Annotated in this window: 17 protein-coding genes; 1 reads left to right on the forward strand and 16 read right to left on the reverse strand. The window is 62.6% G+C overall.

What is annotated here, in order from left to right:
• Positions 1-37: 37 nt before the first annotated feature.
• From ftsA to coq7, 15 genes are all read right to left on the reverse strand, one after another.
• Entirely contained in the window at positions 38-1,270 is a 1,233-nt protein-coding gene (ftsA, locus tag DSC91_RS23435; protein WP_007180311.1) for a cell division protein FtsA, read from the reverse strand.
• A gap of 27 nt (positions 1,271-1,297) precedes the next feature.
• Positions 1,298-2,050, reverse strand: a complete 753-nt coding sequence (locus DSC91_RS23440; RefSeq protein ID WP_115781091.1) for a cell division protein FtsQ/DivIB — start codon at positions 2,048-2,050, stop codon at positions 1,298-1,300.
• A 35-nt stretch (positions 2,051-2,085) separates the two neighbouring features.
• Positions 2,086-3,027, reverse strand: a complete 942-nt coding sequence (locus tag DSC91_RS23445; RefSeq protein WP_115781092.1) for a D-alanine--D-alanine ligase — start codon at positions 3,025-3,027, stop codon at positions 2,086-2,088.
• Between the two features lie 5 nt (positions 3,028-3,032).
• The gene (gene murC, locus DSC91_RS23450; protein WP_115781093.1) at positions 3,033-4,436 is read right to left on the reverse strand and encodes a UDP-N-acetylmuramate--L-alanine ligase; all 1,404 of its coding nucleotides are present in this window, start codon (positions 4,434-4,436) and stop codon (positions 3,033-3,035) included.
• The gene (gene murG, locus DSC91_RS23455) at positions 4,433-5,551 is read right to left on the reverse strand and encodes an undecaprenyldiphospho-muramoylpentapeptide beta-N-acetylglucosaminyltransferase (RefSeq protein WP_115781094.1); all 1,119 of its coding nucleotides are present in this window, start codon (positions 5,549-5,551) and stop codon (positions 4,433-4,435) included. The genes murC and murG overlap by 4 nt, the downstream gene beginning before the upstream one ends.
• On the reverse strand, positions 5,548-6,828 hold the full coding sequence (gene ftsW / locus DSC91_RS23460; protein ID WP_115781095.1) for a putative lipid II flippase FtsW: 1,281 nt from the start codon (positions 6,826-6,828) through the stop codon (positions 5,548-5,550). The genes murG and ftsW overlap by 4 nt, the downstream gene beginning before the upstream one ends.
• Complete coding sequence (murD, locus tag DSC91_RS23465; RefSeq protein ID WP_115781096.1) at positions 6,825-8,336, reverse strand: UDP-N-acetylmuramoyl-L-alanine--D-glutamate ligase; 1,512 nt, start codon at positions 8,334-8,336, stop codon at positions 6,825-6,827. The genes ftsW and murD overlap by 4 nt, the downstream gene beginning before the upstream one ends.
• A gap of 23 nt (positions 8,337-8,359) precedes the next feature.
• Positions 8,360-9,529, reverse strand: a complete 1,170-nt coding sequence (gene mraY, locus DSC91_RS23470) for a phospho-N-acetylmuramoyl-pentapeptide-transferase (RefSeq protein ID WP_115781097.1) — start codon at positions 9,527-9,529, stop codon at positions 8,360-8,362.
• 17 nt (positions 9,530-9,546) lie between these two features.
• A complete protein-coding gene (locus DSC91_RS23475) occupies positions 9,547-10,959 on the reverse strand; it encodes a UDP-N-acetylmuramoyl-tripeptide--D-alanyl-D-alanine ligase (RefSeq protein WP_115781098.1) in 1,413 nt (470 codons plus the stop codon).
• Positions 10,956-12,503 carry a UDP-N-acetylmuramoyl-L-alanyl-D-glutamate--2,6-diaminopimelate ligase gene (locus tag DSC91_RS23480; protein WP_115781099.1) on the reverse strand — a complete coding sequence of 516 codons (1,548 nt, stop codon included), beginning with the start codon at positions 12,501-12,503 and terminating at the stop codon, positions 10,956-10,958. Before DSC91_RS23480 ends, DSC91_RS23475 begins: the two co-directional genes overlap by 4 nt.
• Positions 12,500-14,365 carry a peptidoglycan D,D-transpeptidase FtsI family protein gene (locus DSC91_RS23485; protein WP_115781100.1) on the reverse strand — a complete coding sequence of 622 codons (1,866 nt, stop codon included), beginning with the start codon at positions 14,363-14,365 and terminating at the stop codon, positions 12,500-12,502. Before DSC91_RS23485 ends, DSC91_RS23480 begins: the two co-directional genes overlap by 4 nt.
• On the reverse strand, positions 14,362-14,712 hold the full coding sequence (gene ftsL / locus DSC91_RS23490) for a cell division protein FtsL (RefSeq protein ID WP_115781101.1): 351 nt from the start codon (positions 14,710-14,712) through the stop codon (positions 14,362-14,364). Before ftsL ends, DSC91_RS23485 begins: the two co-directional genes overlap by 4 nt.
• Entirely contained in the window at positions 14,709-15,662 is a 954-nt protein-coding gene (gene rsmH / locus DSC91_RS23495; RefSeq protein ID WP_115781102.1) for a 16S rRNA (cytosine(1402)-N(4))-methyltransferase RsmH, read from the reverse strand. Before rsmH ends, ftsL begins: the two co-directional genes overlap by 4 nt.
• A 15-nt stretch (positions 15,663-15,677) precedes the next feature.
• Positions 15,678-16,106 carry a division/cell wall cluster transcriptional repressor MraZ gene (gene mraZ, locus DSC91_RS23500; RefSeq protein ID WP_025647927.1) on the reverse strand — a complete coding sequence of 143 codons (429 nt, stop codon included), beginning with the start codon at positions 16,104-16,106 and terminating at the stop codon, positions 15,678-15,680.
• A gap of 510 nt (positions 16,107-16,616) precedes the next feature.
• Complete coding sequence (gene coq7, locus DSC91_RS23505; protein WP_115781103.1) at positions 16,617-17,249, reverse strand: 2-polyprenyl-3-methyl-6-methoxy-1,4-benzoquinone monooxygenase; 633 nt, start codon at positions 17,247-17,249, stop codon at positions 16,617-16,619.
• A 302-nt stretch (positions 17,250-17,551) separates the two neighbouring features.
• Here coq7 and DSC91_RS23510 point away from each other — a divergent pair, with 302 nt between their 5' ends.
• Positions 17,552-18,736 carry a porin gene (locus DSC91_RS23510; protein ID WP_115781104.1) on the forward strand — a complete coding sequence of 395 codons (1,185 nt, stop codon included), beginning with the start codon at positions 17,552-17,554 and terminating at the stop codon, positions 18,734-18,736.
• Between the two features lie 216 nt (positions 18,737-18,952).
• Here DSC91_RS23510 and DSC91_RS23515 read toward each other — a convergent pair whose 3' ends face one another.
• Positions 18,953-20,626, reverse strand: a complete 1,674-nt coding sequence (locus DSC91_RS23515; protein ID WP_115781105.1) for a long-chain fatty acid--CoA ligase — start codon at positions 20,624-20,626, stop codon at positions 18,953-18,955.
• Positions 20,627-20,682 lie beyond the last annotated feature (56 nt).

Raw genomic sequence — 20,682 nt, forward strand, 5'->3', positions numbered from 1 at the left:
CGCGTGTTTAAATAAAACCGTTCAAAACCAGAATTCGTTAGAAGTTGCCGAGGAACCAGTCTTTCATTCGCGTGAAGACCTGGCCCATCGACCCCGACTGCACCGCGACCTTGCGGCCGCGCATTCTTTGCGAGCGTCCTTCGACGAGCAGACCCATCGCCGTCGAATAACGCGGGTTACGCACGACGTCCGCAAGGCCGCCCGCGTATTCCGGCACGCCAATGCGCACCGGCTTCAGGAAAATGTCCTCACCGAGTTCGACCATGCCGAGCATCATCGACGCGCCGCCGGTCAGCACCACGCCGGAGCTCAGCAGTTCCTCATAGCCCGACTCGCGCACGACTTGCTGCACGAGCGAAAACAGTTCTTCGACACGCGGTTCGACCACCGCCGCCAGCGCCTGGCGCGACAACGTGCGCGGCCCGCGCTCGCCGAGACCCGGCACTTCGATCATTTCGTCCGGATCGGCCAAGGCCTGCTTCGCAATGCCGTAGTCGACCTTGATGTCTTCGGCGTCCGGCGTCGGCGTGCGCAAGGCCATCGCGATGTCGCTCGTAATCTGGTCGCCGGCGATCGGAATCACCGCCGTGTGACGAATCGCGCCTTCGCTGAAAATCGCAATGTCGGTCGTGCCGCCGCCGATATCGACCAGCACCACGCCGAGTTCTTTTTCGTCTTCCGTGAGCACCGCCAGCGACGAAGCCAGCGGCTGCAGGATCAGATCGTTCACTTCGAGCCCGCAGCGGCGCACGCACTTCACAATGTTCTGCGCCGCGCTCACCGCGCCGGTGACGATATGCACCTTCACTTCCAGCCGGATGCCGCTCATGCCGATCGGCTCGCGCACGTCTTCCTGGCCGTCGATGATGAATTCCTGCGTCAGGATGTGCAGCACCTGCTGATCGGTCGGAATGTTGATCGCCTTCGCCGTCTCGATCACGCGCGCAACGTCCGTCTGCGTGACTTCCTTTTCCTTGATCGCCACCATGCCGCTCGAATTGAAGCTGCGGATATGGCTGCCGGCGATCCCGGTGAAGACGTTCGTGATCTTGCAGTCGGCCATCAGCTCGGCTTCCTCGAGCGCGCGCTGAATGGACTGCACGGTGGCTTCGATGTTCACCACCACGCCCTTCTTGAGCCCCTTCGATTCGCTCTGGCCGAGGCCGATCACCTCGTAGTGACCCTCGCCCTTCAACTCGGCGACGATAGCCACTACCTTCGACGTCCCAATGTCGAGGGCGACCAGCAGATCTTTATAGTCTTTACTCATAGCGTGCTCATTGCGTGTGATGTCCGTTTACTTCTTGCCCTTGTCGGGTTCGCTGATAAAGCGCATGCCAGCGGCACGAACCGCGAAACCGTTCGGATAGCGCAAGTCCGCATACTCGATATCCTTTCCCCAACGTTGCGTCACCGCGTTCCACGCCGCGGTCAGGCGCCTGCTCCGATCGAGCAGGGTGTCCTGATTGCGTTCGCGCCCAAGCTCCACCTGCATGCCGTTCGACAGCTTCACCGTCCACGCGTAACGCGGCGACAGCGTGACTTCTTCGGGTGTCGCGCCCAGCGGCGCAAACCACTTCTTGAAGTCGCCATAACGCGCGACGACTTCTTTTGCCGTGCCGTCCGGGCCGTCGAAGGCGGGCAGTTCTTCTTCGAGCTCGCCCTGGTTCGCGGTGAACAATTCGCCGTCCACGCTCACCAGCTGATCGCTGCCCCACGTTCCAAGCGGTTTGTACTCTTCAAGCGTGACAGCCAATGCATTCGGCCAAACCCGCCTTACGCTTGCGTGACGCACCCACGGCATCTGCTCGAACGCCTGCCGCGCGACGTCGAGATCCACCGTGAAAAAATTACCCTTCAAGCGCCCTACTACGCCGGCGCGCACCGTCGGCGAATTGATGTGCTCGGTGTCGCCGTCGATCTGAATTTCGCGCAATGCGAAACTCGGACGCTGGATCAACCAGTAACCGCCAGCCGCCAGCAGCACGAGCACCAGCAACGCATGCAATGCGTTGGCGGCAAGATTGAGCTGGCGAACGTTGTTCCACATGGTGTTGCTTTCGGGTCGCCCCGGTTAGTCCTTTGTTAGTCCTTGAGCGTCAACGCCAACACGCCGACAACCAGTTCCTGATAGCTGATGCCCACCGCACGCGCCGCTTTCGGCGGCAGCGAGTGATCGGTCATGCCAGGCGCCGTGTTCACTTCGAGGAAGTACGGGTTGCCATCCGCATCCAGCATGAAATCGGCGCGGCCCCAATCGGTGCAGCCAAGTACGTCGAACGCGCGGCGCGCCAGCACTTTCAGGCGTGACTCTTCTTCAGCCGCCAGACCGCACGGAATCAGATACTGCGTGTCGTTCGCGATGTACTTCGCGTGGTAGTCGTAGAACTCGCCAGCCGGCACGATGCGGATCACCGGCAGATCCAGATCGCCGGCGATGCATGCCGTGTATTCGCCGCCGCCTTCGATGCTCTTTTCCACGACGACGATCTTGTCGTACTTGACCGCTTCGAGCAGCGCTGCCGGCAATGCGTCGGCGCTTTTCACCTTGATCACCGCGACGCTCGAGCCTTCGCTGGCCGGCTTCACGAACAGCGGCAAGCCGAGCCTGGCGACGAGGTCTTTCGCACGCGCTTCGTAGTCGTCGCCGCGCAGCACGGCCTCGAACGGCGGCGTCGGAATGCCGAGTTGCTGCCACACGAGCTTGGTGCGGAACTTGTCCAGACCGAGCGCCGAGCCAAGCACGCCACTACCCGTGTAACGAATGCCGTAGAAGTCGAGCGCACCCTGAATCTGGCCGTTCTCGCCATAGCCTCCGTGCAGCGCGTTGAACGCACGCACAAAGCCTTCGTCCTTCAATGCGGCGAGCGGACGCTCGGCCGGATCGAATGGATGCGCGTCGATACCGGCGTCGCGCAGGCCTTGCAGTACGAGGCGCCCGGAATTGAGCGACACCTCGCGCTCGGCGGAATCCCCACCGAGCAGCACTGCCACTTTGCCGAATTGTTTAGGATCGATGCCGCTCATTTCACTCACACCTTCGTCTCTTGCGCGAGGCGTCCCGGCACACCGCCGATCGAACCCGCGCCCATCGTGATCACTACGTCGCCGTCGCGCACTACTGTTGAGAGCGCGTCCGGCACTTCATCCACCGTATCGACAAACACCGGCTCGACCTTGCCCGCCACGCGCAGCGCACGCGCGAGAGCACGGCCGTCCGCAGCGACGATCGGCGCTTCGCCGGCCGAATAGACTTCGGTCAGCACGAGCGCGTCGACGGTCGACAGCACTTTCACAAAGTCTTCGAAACAATCGCGCGTACGCGTGAAGCGGTGCGGCTGGAAGGCCAGCACCAGACGCCGCCCCGGAAACGCACCGCGCGCCGCCGCGACCGTAGCCGCCATTTCAACCGGGTGATGACCGTAGTCGTCGACCAGCGTGTACGCGCCGGCAGGTTTGCCTTCCGACACGACCGGTACTTCGCCGTAGCGTTGAAAGCGCCGGCCCACGCCGTTGAAATCCGCCAGCGCTCGCTGGATATCGGCATCTTTCACTTCAAGTTCAGTCGCAATTGCAATTGCGGCCAAAGCGTTCTGCACGTTGTGCTCGCCCGGCAGGTTCAAGACGATGTCGATCGGCGCCGCGTCTTCGCGCATCGCCGTGAAATGCATCTTGCCGCCGCGCGCTTCGACGTTGACCGCGCGCACCTGTGCGTCCGGCGCAAAACCGTAGCGGATGATCGGCTTCGACACGAACGGCAGGATCTCCTTCACGTTCGGATCGTCGACGCACAGCACAGCGATGCCATAAAACGGCAGACGGTGCGTGAACTCGATGAACGCCTGCTTGAGCCGCGCGAAATCGTGGCCGTAGGTGTCCATGTGATCGGCGTCGATGTTCGTGATGACTTCGATCACCGGGAACAGGTTCAGGAACGACGCATCCGACTCGTCCGCTTCGGCGACGATGAAGTCGCCCGTGCCCAGACGCGCATTCGCGCCCGCGCTGATCAGGCGCCCGCCGATCACGAAGGTCGGGTCGAGCCCGCCCGCCGCCAGCACGCTCGCCACCAGCGAAGTGGTCGTGGTCTTGCCGTGCGTGCCGGCAATCGCGATGCCCTGCTTCAGGCGCATCAGTTCCGCCAGCATCACCGCGCGCGGCACGATCGGAATGCGGCGATGACGCGCGGCCAGCACTTCCGGGTTGTCGCTGCGCACCGCCGTGGAAACAACCACGGCGTTCGCGCCTTCGATGTTCTCCGCCGCGTGGCCGATCGCGATCCGCGCGCCGAGTGCGGCGAGGCGATCGGTGATCGCGTTGCCCGACAGATCCGAGCCGCTCACCTGATAGCCGAGGTTGACCAGCACCTCCGCGATGCCGCTCATGCCGACACCGCCGATGCCGACAAAGTGAATATGTTTGACGATGTGTTTCATTGCTTTCCTTCTGGGCTCGCGCCCGAAATCGAACCCGCCACAGTCGCGCAAATCTGCGCGACCTGTTCCGTGGCGTCGGGTTTCGCGAGCGAGCGCGAACGCTCTGCCATCTCCGCGAGGGTCTCCCGGGTCTGGCTGTGCAACCAGTCGGCGAGCATTTCCGCCGACAGATCGCGTTGCTGCACGACCAGCGCCGCGCCGTTATCGGCGAGGAACGCTGCATTAGTGGTTTGGTGATCGTCTACTGCAAATGGGAACGGCACGAAGAATGCCGCCACCCCTACTGCTGAAATCTCCGAAACGGTCATCGCACCCGAGCGGCAGATCACCAGATCCGCGTTCGAGTACGCGCTCGTCATGTCGTCGATGAAGGGCACGAGTTCTACATCGGCGCCAGCCTGCAGGCCCGCTGCCGCATAGTTCTCACGCAGCGCTTCGATATGCTTTGCGCCCGCCTGATGCACGATGCGCGGACGTTCATTCGGCGCCAGCCGCGCAACCGCGCGGGGCACCACTTCATTCAACGCCGCCGCGCCCAGACTGCCGCCCACCACCAGCACATTCAACGGACCGCTGCGTTCTGCGTAGCGTGCTTTGGGTGCAATTGCGCGCGCAAGTTCCGCACGAATCGGGTTTCCGGTCCATTCGCCGTGCGGCAGCGCGTTCGGAAATGCGACCAGCACGCGTTTCGCGACTTTCGCGAGCACCTTGTTGGCCAGACCCGCAATCGAATTCTGTTCATGCAGCACCAGCGGACGGCCACTCAGCGCCGTCATCAAACCCGCCGGGAATGTGATGTAACCGCCCATGCCAAGCACGACGTCCGGCTTCACGCGACGCAGCACGCTCAAGCTTTGCGAGCAGGCGCGCAGCAGATTCAGCGGCAACATCAGCTTGGTCTTCATGCCCTTGCCGCGCAGTCCGCCGAAGCGCACGTATTCCATCGGGATGCCGTGCTTCGGCACCAGCGTGGCTTCCATGCCCGCCGGATTGCCGAGCCATACGACCTTCCAGCCCCACGCCTGCATCAGATGCGCGACCGCGAGCCCAGGGAACACGTGTCCTCCGGTGCCACCGGCCATCACCATCAGCGTGCGTTGCGGGAGAGCCGTCATACCTTCCCTCCACGCATCAACACCCGGTTCTCGTAATCCACACGCATCAACACCGCCACCGCCACGCAGTTCAGCACGATGCCCGAGCCGCCGTAGCTGACGAGCGGCAACGTGAGACCTTTGGTCGGCAGCAGGCCGAGGTTCACGCCCATGTTGATAAAGGTCTGCGCGCCGAACCAGATGCCGACGCCCTTCGCGACCAGCCCCGCGAACGTGCGATCAAGTGCGAGCGCCTGACGGCCGATCTCGAACGAGCGGCGCACGATCCAGTAGAACATCAGGATCACGACCAGCACGCCGACAAAACCCAGTTCCTCGCCGATCACCGCGAGAATGAAGTCGGTATGCGCTTCCGGCAGGTAGTTCAGCTTCTCGACACTGCCGCCCAAGCCCACGCCAAACCATTCGCCGCGCCCGAAAGCGATCAGCGAGTGCGTCAATTGATAGGCCTTGCCTTGCGCGTAACGGTCGTCCCATGGATCGAGGTAGGCGAAAATCCGCTCGCGACGCCATGGCGACGCCCACACCAGCAAACTGAACGTGCCGACCGCAGTCGCCACCAGGCCGCCGAACAGCTTGCCGTTCACGCCGCCGAGGAACAGCACGCCCATCGCGATCGCGGCGATCACCATGAACGCGCCCATGTCCGGTTCGAGCAGCAGCAACGCGCCGACCAGCCCCACCGCCACCGCCATCGGCAGAAAGCCCTTGGCGAAGCTGTGCATGTATTCCTGCTTGCGCACCGTGTAGTTCGCCGCGTAAATCGTCACGGCCAGCTTCATGATTTCCGACGGCTGCATGTTCGTGATGCCTAGCGGAATCCAGCGACGCGCACCGTTCACGCCCTTGCCGACGTGCGGAATCAGCACGATCACGAGCGCGGCCAGCGAGATCAGGAAGAGCTTCGGCGCGTACTTGTCCCACGTCGAGATCGGAATGCGGAACGAGACGACGCCGATCACCGAGCCCATCACCACGAAAATGATCTGACGCACGAGGAAAGCGTAGTCGCGGTACGACGCATACTTCGGCGAATCGGGCATGGCGATCGACGCCGAATACACCATCACGACACCGAGCCCCAGCAACGCGACGACCACCCACAGCAGCGAGTGATCGTAGTCGAGCATCCGCGAACGCAGCGGACGCACGCCGTTCACGGCGCTCGCGAGACCGCTGCCGCCGGTACGGCCGGCGGTGCGGCCCGTGCCGCCCGCATCGCCATTGCCGGCACGGGAGCCGGCGAGGCGCGAACCGAAGCGTTCCGACCAGCTCATATCATTGTTCCCCGTTCAGCCGCGATGTCTTCCACCGTGCTGCGGAACACCGCCGCGCGATGGGCGTAACCCTTGAACATATCGAAGCTCGCGCAAGCCGGCGACAGCAGCACGGCGTCCCCTGGCTGCGCCAATGCAGTGGCGGCCCGCGTCGCGTCTTCGAGCGTCGCGTGGTCGGTCATCGCGATGCCGGTGTCTTCCAGCGCGGCGCGGATCTGCGCCGCGTCGCGGCCGATCAGCATCACAGCGCGGCACCAGCGCATCACCGGCTCGGCGAGCGGCTCGAAATCCTGCCCCTTGCCGTCGCCGCCGGCGATCAGCACCGCGCGTTGCGCGAGGCCGTCGAGCGCGGCAACCGTCGCACCGACATTGGTGCCCTTGCTGTCGTCGACGTAATCGACACCTTCGATCGACGCGATCAATTCCACCCGATGCGGCTCGCCACGGTATTCGCGCAGGCCGTGCAGGAGCGGCGCGCCAGGCAGACCGATCGCGCGAGCCAATGCATACGCAGCCAGTGCGTTGGCGGCGTTGTGCAGGCCGCGGATACGCAGCGCGTCCGCCGGCATCAGACGCTTGAGCGCGATGTCCTTCGGCGCCGCCACGTCGTTCTTGCGACGGCGCGTCGGCGCGGGTTCGTCGCTGGCGTCGCGATCGTGCGCTTCGACCAGCCAGATCATGCCGTTGTCGCGCAGCAGACCATAGTCGCCGTCGTTCTTCGGCTCGGTGAGCCCGAACGTGACCATCGCAACGTCGCCGTCCGACGGCGCCAGCGCCATCACGCGGGCGTCGTCGCGATTCAGCACCCGTACGGTTTGTGGTCCGAAAATGCGGCCCTTCGCGGCGGCGTACGCATCGAGGCCGCCGTGCCAATCCAGGTGATCCTGCGTGATATTCAGCACGACGGCTGCGTCTGGGGAAAACGTGTGCGCGGTTTCCAGCTGGAAGCTCGACAGTTCCAGCACCCACACGTCGGGCAACGCGGTGTTGTCGATCGCTTCACTGAGCTTGTCGAGCGCGGCCGGGCTGATGTTGCCCGCCACGCCGACCTTCTTGCCGGCGCGTTCGCACAGCAGGCCGGTCAGGCTCGTCGTCGTGGTCTTGCCGTTGGTGCCGGTGATCGCGATCACCTTTGGCACGTAACCGCTCTCTCCGAGCGTCTTCAATGCTTGCGCGAAGAATTCGAGTTCACCCCAGACAGGGATATCACGCTCACGCGCCGCGGTGATCAGCGGCAGCAAATCGGCTGCGAGCGGCGACAAACCCGGGCTGATCGCCACGAGCTCGACGCCTTCGAGCAGCGAAAGCGAGAACGGGCCGCCGACGAACTCGGCATCGACGCTGTGCGCTTCCAGCGCGGACAGGTTCGGCGGCACCTCGCGCGTATCGGCCACACGCAGCCGACAGCCGTGCCGCGCGCACCAGCGCGCCATCGCGAGACCGGATTCACCGAGTCCCAGCACGAGCACCATCGGCTTTTGCCGATCCCGAAACTTCTCGCCAAACATCGCCTGCTTCCCCTAAATACGACTTAACGCAACTTGAGCGTGGACAAACCGAACAGACACAGCATCAACGTGATGATCCAGAAGCGCACGACCACCTGCGTCTCCTTCCATCCCGACAATTCAAAATGGTGATGCAGCGGCGCCATCTTGAAGAGACGCCGTCCTTCGCCGAAGCGGCGCTTGGTGTACTTGAACCACGTCACCTGCAACATCACGGAGAGCGTCTCCGCGACGAAAATGCCGCCCATGATGAAGAGCACGATTTCCTGGCGCACGATCACGGCGATCGTGCCGAGCGCGCCGCCGAGTGCGAGCGCGCCGACGTCGCCCATGAACATCTGCGCCGGGTGCGTGTTGAACCAGAGGAACGCGAGCCCTGCGCCACCCATCGCCGAACAGAAGATCAGCAACTCGCCGGCACCGGGGATATGCGGAAACAGCAGGTACTTCGAATAGACCGAGCTACCCATCACATAAGCGAACACACCGAGCGATGCGCCGACCAGCACGACCGGCATGATCACGAGGCCGTCGAGGCCGTCGGTGAGATTGACCGCGTTACTCGCGCCGACGATCACCAGATACGTCAGCACGATGAAGCCCCACACACCGAGCGGATAGCTGATCGATTTGACGAATGGCAGCATCAGGTCGGCGCGCGCCGGCAAGCCCATCGACAAGCCGCTGCGCACCCACGCCATGAACAGGTCGAACACGCGCACGTTGCTCGCTTCGGACACGCTGAACGCGAGATACACCGCCGCGAACAGGCCAATCACCGACTGCCAGAAATATTTTTCGCGCGACGACATGCCGCGCGGGTCCTTGTAGACCACCTTGCGGTAATCGTCGACCCAGCCGATCACGCCGAAACCGAACGTGACGAGAATCACGATCCAGATGAAACGGTTGGTCAGATCGGCCCACAGCAACGTTGCGACGGCGATGCCGAGCAGAATCAACACGCCGCCCATCGTCGGCGTGCCGGATTTGACGAGGTGCGTTTGCGGACCGTCTTTGCGAACGGCCTGGCCGACCTTCATCGCGGTCAGCTTGCGGATCACCGCCGGGCCGCAGACGAGCCCGATCAGCAGCGCGGTGATGGTGGCCATCACCGCACGGAAAGTCAGATAACTGAACACGCGCAAGAAGCTTGCGTCATTCTGCAGCCATTGCGCCAGCGCCAGTAGCATGCTTCGGTCCTTCTATTTCAATGTGCCGCGGGCGTGCTGCCCGCTGCGTTGGGTTGTGGACTCGTTACGGCGTCCACCACGCGTTCCATTTGCATGAAACGCGAGCCTTTCACGAGAAGCGTTGCCGCAGAACCGAAACCGGCCTGCTGCAATTGCGCGACCAGCGTGCCGACATCGGTCACGTGATGCGCGTTTGCGCCATACGCGCTGCAGGCGTCGCGCGAAGCGTCGCCCAGCGCGTATAGCGCGTCGATACCGCGTTCCTTGGCGTACGCGCCAATTTCGCGGTGAAATGCCGGGCCGTTGTCGCCGACTTCGCCCATGTCGCCCATCACCAGCACACGCGGCGATTCGCGCGACGCGAGCACGTCGATTGCCGCACGCATCGAATCGGGGTTGGCGTTGTAGGTGTCGTCGATCACGGTTGCGCCGGCGAGTGTGCCGAGCGCTGCGCGCTTCACCTGCAAACGGCCTTTCACCGCGCCGAACGATTCGAGGCCACGCCTGATCGCGTCGAGCGACACGCCTGCGGCGAGCGCGGCCGAAGTCGCGGCCAACGCGTTGTGCGCGTTGTGGTCGCCGAGCACTTGCAGCGTGACGTCGACGTGGCCTTCCGGCGTGTCGATACTCAGAACATTGCCGTTGAACGTGCCGGTCACGGCGGCTTCGGTCGCGCGCTCGGCGGTGTTCAACGCGAAGTCGACAATGCGGTTGCCGGTTGCCGCGACGCGCCAGATGCTCGCGTACGCATCATCGGCCGGGAACACGGCGACACCTGCCGGCGTGAGCGCGTGAATCACGCTGGCGTGTTCGAGCGCGACCGCTTCGACCGTCGCCATGAATTCCTGATGCTCGCGCTGGGCGTTGTTCACCACCGCAACCGTCGGCTCGGCGATCTTCGCGAGCAGCGCGGTCTCGCCCGGATGGTTCATGCCGAGTTCGACCACCGCCAGTTGATGCGCGGCGTGCAGGCGGAACAGCGTGAGCGGCAAGCCGATATCGTTGTTGAAGTTGCCGGCGGTCGCGAGACGCGCGTCCGCGCCGACCGCGGCGGCGAAGATCGACGCGATCATTTCCTTGACCGTCGTCTTGCCGTTGCTGCCCGTCACGGCGACGAGCGGCATGCTGAACGTGCGCCGCCAGCCGCGTGCAAGCGCGCCGAGCGCGACACGCGTATCGGCCACGCGCAACGCGGGCGCCTGCCAGTCTTGCGGCGTGCGCGTCACCAGTGCCGCCGTGACGTTGCGCGATGCGACTTCCGGCAGGAAGTCGTGCGCGTCGAAACGCTCACCCTTGATTGCGACGAACAGATCGCCGGGACCGGCACTGCGGCTATCGGTCGACACGCGTTCGAACGTGACACTGTCGTCACCCAGCACGGTGGCGCCGGGGATCAGTGCAGCAGCTTCACGCAGCGAGAACATGGTCATTCGCCACCTCCGCGTACGTGCGTTGCCCGTGCGGCGAGCGCAAGGCGAGCATGGTCCTGATCGGAGAAAGCGCGCTTCTTACCCATGATTTCCTGTGTTGCTTCATGCCCCTTGCCGGCCAGCACGATGACGTCTTCCCGGGCGGCGCCGCGGATCGCTTGCAGGATCGCGCTCGCGCGGTCCTCGATACGGCGCGCCTTCGACGCGTCTTTCATGCCTGCAGCGATTTGCTCGATGATCGACTGCGGATCTTCGCTGCGCGGGTTGTCGCTGGTCACGACCACGCCATCGGCCAGCTTCTCGGCGATCGCGCCCATCAGCGGACGCTTGGTCGCGTCGCGGTCGCCGCCGCAGCCGAACATGCAGATCAGTTCGCCGCCGCGTGCGGCCGCCATCGGGCGCAAGGCTTCCAAGGTCTTTTCCAGCGCGTCCGGCGTATGCGCGTAATCGATCACGACCAGCGGCTCGTCGTTCTGCAAGCGGCCGCCAAGACGTTGCATGCGGCCATTTACCGGCTCGAGCTTCGCCAGTTCGGCAAGCGCGGCGTCGAAGGGCACGTCGGCGGCGAGCAATGCGCCGAGTACGCCGAGCAGATTGCTGACGTTGAATGCGCCGAGCGTTTGCACGTCGACTTCCGCACTGCCCCAGTCCGATGTGGTCAGATGGAACGCGGTGCCAGTCGCGGTTGCTCGCACATTCGAAGCGAGCAACCAGGCATCGGCTTGCGGCCCATCCTTGAGCACTTCATCGAGACCGTAGGCGATCGTGCGTGCATGGCTCTTGGTACTCGCGAGCAGGCGGCGACCGGCGGCATCGTCGCGATTGATCACCGCGGCGCGCAATTCCGGCCACGCAAACAGACGTGCCTTGGCGGTTTCGTAAGCTTCGAACGTGCCGTGATAGTCGAGGTGGTCTTGCGTGAGATTCGTGAACACGGCAATGTCGAACGCCGTGCCGTTCACACGGCCTTGGTGCAGCGCGTGCGACGACACTTCCATCGCCACTGCTTGAGCACCCGCGTCGCGCAATTGCGCGAGACTGCGTTGCAGTTGCGGCGCGTCGGGCGTCGTGAAGCCCGTGTGCACCAGTTGCCCCGGCAGACCGGTGCCGAGCGTGCCGATGATCGCGCAACGCTTGCCGAGTGCGGTCAAGGCCGCGGAAATCCATTGGCTGCAGGACGTCTTGCCGTTCGTGCCGGTGATGCCGATCGCCAGCATGCCGTCGCTCGGATCGGCATACCAGGCGCTCGCAATCGAACCGGCCAGTTCGTTCAATGCCGGCACGGCCAATGTCGTAGATGAATCGATCGCACCGCTAAAGCCTTCGGGCTGCACCAGCACGGCCGCCGCGCCACGCTCGATCGCGCCGTCGATAAACGGGCGGTTATCCGCGCCGTCGACGGCATAGGCAAAGAACGCGTCGCCCGCGGCGAGCGAGCGCGTGTCGGCGTGCAGATGCGCGCCTGGCTGCACGTGGGCGTGCAGCCAGTTGAGTGCGTCGGCGATTTGCCGGTGCGCCGGATGCTTCTTACGCAGCGCGCTCATCGCACAACTCCGGGATGGCTTTTCGCGTTGGCGGCAATCGTCATCTTCTTTGCGCCGGCGCTGGTGGAGAGTTTCTTGACCGCCGCGGGCGAGGGTGGCGCGCTCGGCGCGGCAGGCGCTGAATCGTCCGACACGACCATCTGCTTGACCGGCATATCCGGCGGCACATTCAGCGAACGCAGCGTATCGCCGACGATCGCCGAGAACACCGGACCCGACACCTGACCACCGAAGTGGCTGCCGGCCGTCGGTTCGTCGACCGACACGGCGACGACGATGCGCGGATTCGGCATCGGCGCCATGCCGACGAACGAAGCGCGGTACTTGGAGTGGTCATAGCCGTGAGCGCCATGCTTGTAGGCAGTACCGCTCTTGCCGCCGACCCGATAGCCCGGCACGGCCGCGTCCGGCGACGTGCCGCCCGGCGCAGTAACGGTTTCGAGCATCGCGCGCACTTCGCGAGCGGTGGTGGGCGCGAAAATCTGCGGCCCCGTGGCCGGTTGATCGCCAGGCGTGCGGAAAATCGATACCGGCATGATCTCGCCGTCATGCGCGATCGCGGTGTACGCACGCCCCAACTGGAACAGCGACACCGACAAGCCGTAGCCGTACGACATGGTCGCCTGCTCGATGCGGCGCCAGCTCTTCCACGGCCGCAGACGGCCCGCCGCCGCGCCCGGGAAGCCGACCTTCGGCGCCTGGCCGAGACCGATGCTGGTATACATATTCCACATCTCTTCGGGCTTGAGCTGCATGGCGATCTTCGTCGCGCCGATGTTGCTCGACTTCTGGATCACGCCGCCTACCGTCAGCACGCCGAACGCGCTATCGTCGGTAATCGGCGCACCGTCGAGCACAAAGCGGCCCGGCCCCGTGTCTACCAGTGTAGTCGGCGTCACGCGGTGCAGGTCGAGCGCGAGCGACACCGTGAACGGCTTCATGATCGAACCCGGCTCGAAGGTGTCCGTGAGAATGCGGTTGCGCAGTTGGTCGCCCGTAAGGTGCGAACGGTCGTTCGGGTTGTACGTGGGGTAGTTAACCAGTGCGAGCACTTCGCCGGTCCGCACGTCGATCACCATCGCCGCGCCGGCCTTCGCCTTGAATTTCTCGACGGCCGCTTTCAGGTTCGTATATGCGATGTACTGGATCTTGCTGTCGATCGAGAGATCGACGTCCTGGCCGTTATGCGGCACGACCTGCTCGTCCACGTCCTCGATGATGTGGCCCATGCGGTCTTTAATGACGCGGCGGCTGCCCGACATGCCGGCCAGCAACTTCTGATCGCCGAGTTCGACGCCTTCCTGGCCCTCGTCTTCCACATTGGTGAAGCCGATCAGGTGGGCCGTGATTTCGCCTTCCGGATAGAAGCGTTTGTACTCGTCGCGCGCATAAATGCCGGGGATGTCCAGCGCGGTGACCTTCTCGGCGACGTCGACCGGCACCTGGCGCTTCACATAAACGAAGGTCTTGTCTTCCGACAGCTTGGCGCGCAGCTCCTTGTTCGTCATGCCGAGCAGCTTGCCGAGCGCAGTCAGCTTGTCGGCGCCCAGGTCGTCCGGCACCGACTCGGGAATCGCCCAGATGGCGCGCACCGGCAGACTCGTGGCAAGCACGAGGCCGTTGCGATCGAGAATCTTGCCCCGCGTGGCCGGCAATTCGAGGCGGCGCTGATAGCGGATTTCACCCTGCTTCTGATAGAAGGCGTTGCCGGGTCCCTGAATCCAGAAGGCGCGCGCGGTCAGCGCGACAAACGCCATGAAGAGCATGAACACGACGAGTTTCGAGCGCCACATGGGCAGTCGCACCGACAGGATCGGGTTCGCCGAAAAAGCGACGCTTTTGCGAGTCGACGATTTTTTCATCGCACGCCTCCGCGACGGCTCGCGACCGGCGCCGACGCCGGGCCGGAAGTTGGGATCGGCGCGTCTTCAGCCTTGGCGGCGCCCGGATCGAGCGTCAGGTACTGGGTACGGCCGGTCGTGACCGATTGCATCTTCAGGGAATCAGTGGCGATCTGCTCGATGCGCGACGTCTTCGACAACGCGCTCTGCTGATATTGAAGCTGTGAATAATCCTGCTGCAGCTGGCGCTCCTGCGATTGCGCGCGCTGCAACTGAATAAAGATCTGACGCTGCTGATTGGTAGCGTTGACGACGGACAATGCGCAGCCCATCACGATCATCAGCAGGAAGATATTGAGGCGGCTCATGGTGCGATCCGCTCCGCCACACGCATCACGGCAGAACGGGCGCGCGGGTTCGCGGCGACTTCAGCGTCGCTGGCGAACACGCGGCCGATGATTTTGAGCGGAGGGCTCGGCAGATCGACTGCGCGAATCGGCAGACGGCGGTCCACCGCGGGCGTACTGGCGTGCGCCTGCATGAATCGTTTGACGATCCGGTCCTCGAGCGAATGAAAGCTGATGACCACCAGCCGCCCCCCTTGCTCCAACAGCGACAACGCTGCTTCTAAAACGACTTGCAGCTCCGCAAGCTCTTGATTGATGTGAATCCGTATAGCCTGAAAGGTGCGGGTTGCCGGATCCTTGCCCTTCTCACGGGTTTTGACGACGTTAGCCACGATTTGGGCAAGCTCGCCCGTGCTGACGAGAGGCCCAAGACGGTCGGACTCTGCCCGGCGAGCAACAAGCGCCTTTGCAATCTGAAAAGCAAACCGTTCTTCCCCATAATCTCGTATCACCTCCGTCAATTCCTGCACCGTGGCCCGCGCCAGCCAGTCAGCAGCGGACTCGCCGCGCGTCGGGTCCATCCGCATGTCGAGCGGGCCGTCGGCACGGAAACTGAAACCGCGCTCCGGATCGTCGACTTGCGGCGACGACACGCCCAGATCCAGCAAGACACCCGACACCCGCCCTACCCCACGCGCCGCGATCGCGTCGCGCAGCGAAGCAAAACTCTCGTGCACGATGCCAAAGCGCGGATCCGCAATCTGCTGAGCCGTGGCAATGGCGAGCGGGTCTTTGTCGAACGCGATCAGCCGCCCCGCTTCACCCAGCTTCTCCAGCACCAGCCGGCTATGGCCGCCGCGCCCGAACGTTCCGTCCACATACACGCCGTCCGCGCGCGTGACCAGCGCCTCGACCGCCTCTTCCAGCAGCACCGTGCGATGCTGCAATTCGTTTCCCATCGCAGGTGCCATATATGTAGTCCGCGATCAGAACGTGAAATTCTTTAACGCTTCGGGCATGCCCTCGGCGATCGCTGCCTGTTCCTTTGCTGCGTAAATTTGTGCGTCCCACAACTCGAAGTGACGGCCCATGCCAAGCAGGTTCACTTCCTTCTCCAGCGAGCCGGCCGCGCGCAATTCCGGCGACACGAGCACACGACCCGCGCCGTCCATATCGACGTCCATGGCATTGCCGAGAAAAATGCGCTTCCACCAGGCCGCGTTCATAGGCAGCTTGTCGACCTTGTCGCGAAAGATCTCCCACTCCGGGCGAGGAAAGAGCAACAGGCAGCCGTCCGGGTGCTTGGTGATCGTCACCCGGCCCTCTGCCTGTGTTTGCAGCGCATCCCGATAGCGAGAGGGAATCGACATCCGCCCTTTCGCATCGAGCGTCAGCGCCGACGCCCCTTGGAACACTTCACTCTCCCTGTCGACCGGAGTTAGCGCTTCAGCTGTCGGCTGGAGTTGGCGCTTTAGCGCTTACTCCAGCCCCATGCAGAGCACTTACTCCGGTCCCATGCAACCTAGTTGCCCGGCGCTTTTGCGCCGGCTGCCCGATTCGTGAAAATCTACCCGAAACCACCCGTGAGATCACACAAAAATACACTTTCTCACACTGTCTCCCACTTTAGAGGAACGCTAAACAGGGGTCAAGGGAGATACGCGCTTTTCGGGTGAATTTTGTTTGTTAGAACAAGGACTTAGCGCGACTCCTTCACGTCAGACATAAAACGGAAAACCGTTATAAATGAATGAGCTAGTGAGACTTGTGAAGGTGATACGTGAAAAGTGCGAGGGAAAGGCGCGGAATGTAAGAGATCGTGAAGCGGGATCGGGAGGTGTTTGCTGGCGTTCCGGGGATTTCGGGCGGACGGCGCGCGAGGCGCCGTCCCACTCTCAGGCGGTGCGTGAGCGGAGGTCTCGAACTTATAGGTAATAGGCGGTGCGGGTCATGACTTTCGATACCGCACGCATCAGCGCGCGTGCAGGGAACGGCAATTCGACGCCACCCGCGTCCATCGCGGATTTACCATGCTCCATTTCATCTACGCGCATCTGTTCGACGATCGCGCGCGATTCACGGTCCGCCGCGGGTAGCTGATCCAGATGGCTATCCAGATGCTGTTCGACCTGGCGCTCAGTCTCGGCCATGAAACCGAGACTCACTCGATCACCAAGACGGCCTGCCGCGAGGCCGATCGCCAACGCGCCGGTGTACCAGAGCGGATTCAATAGACTTGGACGGGAATCGAGTGCTTCGAGGCGTTTGGCGGTCCACGCCAGATGATCCTCTTCTTCCATGGCAGCGTGATTAAACACGGCCCGCAAAGACGGCGACCTGGTCGCGAGTTTCTGAGCCTGGTAAAGCGCCTGGGCGCACACCTCACCGACGTGGTTCACACGCATCAACCCGGCCGCATGCGCACGTTCCGTCGGGGAGAGTTCGGCATGCTCCGCAGCCGATTCTTGCGGAACCGGTAATGGACGACTCATCCGCGACACGCCGGTCATTGAGCGTAAACCCCGATCAAACTCGCTAATCAACTCGTCCAGAAACATTCAACACTCCCTGATTCCACAACCGGCCCGCCGCGCTGACAGCGCCATGCGACAAGGCTTTACGGGGTAAACCCGGCCTCACGAAGACCTTGAATTCACACGATTCCGGCGGCCAATTTGGGATTTTAGACCATGTTGCGTAAACGAAACAGGACCCGTCCCGGCCGTCTCCTTTTTCTTTGTGCCATGTATGCCTTTTGTTACATTACGTGCAACTTCTCGCGAAGTTGGACAAGCAAGGCCTCAACGCTAGACAAAAATTCGCCTTGTTCAAAAGATTCGTAATCCTTGGAGATCATTCGATGAAAAAGTCGCTTCTCGCTCTCGCAGCACTGGGCGCATTCGCAGGCGTCGCACATGCTCAGAGCAGCGTGACCCTGTACGGTATCATTGACGAAGGCTTCAACATCAACACCAACTCGGGTGGCAAGCACCTGTACAACCTGTCCAGCGGCGTCATGCAAGGCTCGCGTTTCGGCCTGCGCGGCACGGAAGATCTGGGCGGCGGTCTGAAGGCAATCTTCGTGTTGGAAAACGGCTTTGACGTGAACAACGGCAAGCTGGGTCAAGGCGGCCTGCTGTTCGGTCGTCAAGCTTACGTTGGTCTGTCGAGCCAGTTCGGCACGGTTACGGCGGGTCGTCAGTATGATTCCGTCGTCGACTACGTCGGTCCGCTGGAAGCCGGCGACCAGTGGGGCGGCTACATCGCTGCTCACCCGGGTGACATCGACAACTTCAACAACGCGTACCGTACGAACAACACCATCAAGTACACCAGCGTGGATTACGGTGGCCTGAAGTTCGGCGGCACGTACAGCTTCGGCGGCCAGGCAGGTAACGTTACCGGCAACCAGATCTGGTCGTTGGGCGTTGGCTACAACAACGGCCCCCTCGTTCTCGGCGCCGGTTACTTGAACGCACGCACCCCGGCAGCTTCGGGTGGCCTGTTCAATACCGGCAGCACGGCTGCGACGAACACGGGTGCCCTGTCGAACTTCGCTGTGACGTCGCCGGTCTACGCTGGCTTCGCTTCGGCTAACACGTACCAAGTGGCTGGCCTCGGTGGCGCATACACGTTCGGCGCAGCAACGATCGGTGCAACGTACTCGAACATCCGCTTCGGCAACCTGGGCGCTACGTTCACGTCGCCGTACAAGGGCCAATCGGCTACGTTCAACAACGCGGAACTCAACTTCAAATATCAGTTGACCCCGGCGTTGCTGGTCGGCGCAGCGTATGACTACACGCGCGGCGCGGAAATCAACGGTGCATCGCGTGCTCAGTACCACCAAGGCTCGCTCGGCGTGGACTACTTCCTGTCCAAGCGTACCGACGTGTACGTGATCGGCGTGTACCAACACGCTCTGGGCGAAACGCTGAGCGTTACGGGTGCTACGGTCAACGCAACGGCAGGCATCAACGGCCTGACGGGTTCGTCGAACCAGAACCAACTCGCAGCTCGCGTCGGTATCCGCCACAAGTTCTAATAAGTCGTAATAAAGCAGTTTGCCTCAAAGGCGCCTTCGGGCGCCTTTTTTTGTGACTGCTTCAAGCGCAGGTCGACTTGGTTCGCGTGAAGATGACGGGCCAAAGAAAAAGATCCGGCAGACTTTCGTCTGCCGGATCTTTTTCTTTTCTCGTCCAATGCGCTTTAGTTGGTGCCGGCTTTGATCGGACCGATGGGCTTGACGCGCGTGATGCGCTTACGCCCGACCGTCGCGCAATTCGCGACGCAGAATCTTGCCGACATTGCTCTTGGGCAGTTCAGTCCGGAATTCGACGATCTTCGGCCGCTTATAGCCCGTCAATTGCTGTTTGCAATACTCGAAGATGTCCGCATCGGTAAGCGCCTGGTCCTTCTTCACGACAAACAGCTTCACCGCTTCGCCAGAATGCTGATCCGGCACGCCGACTGCAGCGACTTCGAACACACCCGGCAACTTGGCAACCACATCCTCGATCTCGTTCGGATAGACGTTGAAGCCGGAGACCAGAATCATGTCCTTCTTCCGGTCGACGATCTTGACGAAGCCATTTTCGTTCATGAAGCCGACATCACCCGACTTAAAGAAGCCATCCGGCGTCATCACTTTGGCCGTCTCGTCCGGGCGGTTCCAGTAACCCGCCATCACCTGCGGGCCGCGGATGCAGATTTCTCCCGGCTCGCCGAGCGCGACCTCGTTGCCTTCGTCGTCGCGGATCGAGATTTCCGTCGACGGCAGCGGCAAACCGATCGTGCCGCTATATTCCGTTACCGTAACCGGATTGCAGGTGACGCACGGCGACGTTTCCGACAGACCATAGCCTTCGATGATCGGCGTATGCGTATGCTCGAACCAGCGCTTGGCGACCGCTTCCTGCACCGCCATACCGCCGCCATTGGCTGCGATCAGCTTCGAAAAATCGAGCTTGTGGAAGTCCGGGCTGTTCAGCATCGCGTTGTACAGCGTGTTGACGGCGGGAATTGTTGTGATCGGATAGCCTTCGAGCGCCTTGATCATGCCGGGGATATCGCGCGGATTTGGAATCAGCACGCCGAGGCCGCCGGTGCGGATCGTCAACAGCCCGCAGACCGTCAGCGCAAAGACGTGATAAAGCGGCAGCGCGACAACCGTAATGAACTGATCGATGTCCGTGCGGTTAGCGCGAACCGGATCGAGCCAGATTTCCGACTGCAGCACGTTGGCGATCAGATTCCGGTGCAAAAGCGTCGCGCCCTTGGCCACGCCGGTCGTGCCGCCCGTGTACTGGAGAAACGCGACGTCGTCCGGACCTTGCTGGACTGGCTTGAAACTCTGGCGGCCGCCCTCGGCGATTGCCACGTTGAACTTGATGTGGCCGGGCAGACTCCACGCCGGCACCATCTTCTTCACGCGCCGCACGACGAAGTTCACCAACGCGCCCTTGACGCCCATCAGATCGCCCATTGCGGCGACGACAACGTGCTTGACCGACGTATTGCGCACGATCGACTGCAGCGTGACAGCGAAGTTTTCGAGCAGGATGATCGCTTCCGCACCGCTGTCCTTGAGCTGATGCTCGAGCTCCCGCGGTGTGTAGAGCGGGTTCACATTCACCACCACGTAGCCCGCGCGCAGGATCGCAGCAATCGCGACGGGATACTGCAGCACGTTCGGCATCATGATCGCGATGCGCGCGCCGCGGACAAGGCCCTTTGACTGAAACCACGCGGCCAGCTTGCGCGAGAGCGCGTCGAGCTCGCCGTAGCTGATCTCCTTGCCCATGCAGACGAACGCCGGTTTTGCGCGGTGGTCACGGAAAGCTTCTTCAAGCAGTTCGGCGACCGACGAATACCGAGTCGGGTCAATCTCTGCGGGAACGCCGGGCGGATAAGATTTCAGCCAGATTTTGTCCATGCAGCGTCTCCTCCTTTATTTTCGAATGGTCGTGCTAAAAACGCATCGTAGCATGG

Source organism: Paraburkholderia caffeinilytica, from assembly GCF_003368325.1.
Classification (GTDB): Bacteria; Pseudomonadota; Gammaproteobacteria; order Burkholderiales; family Burkholderiaceae; genus Paraburkholderia; species Paraburkholderia caffeinilytica.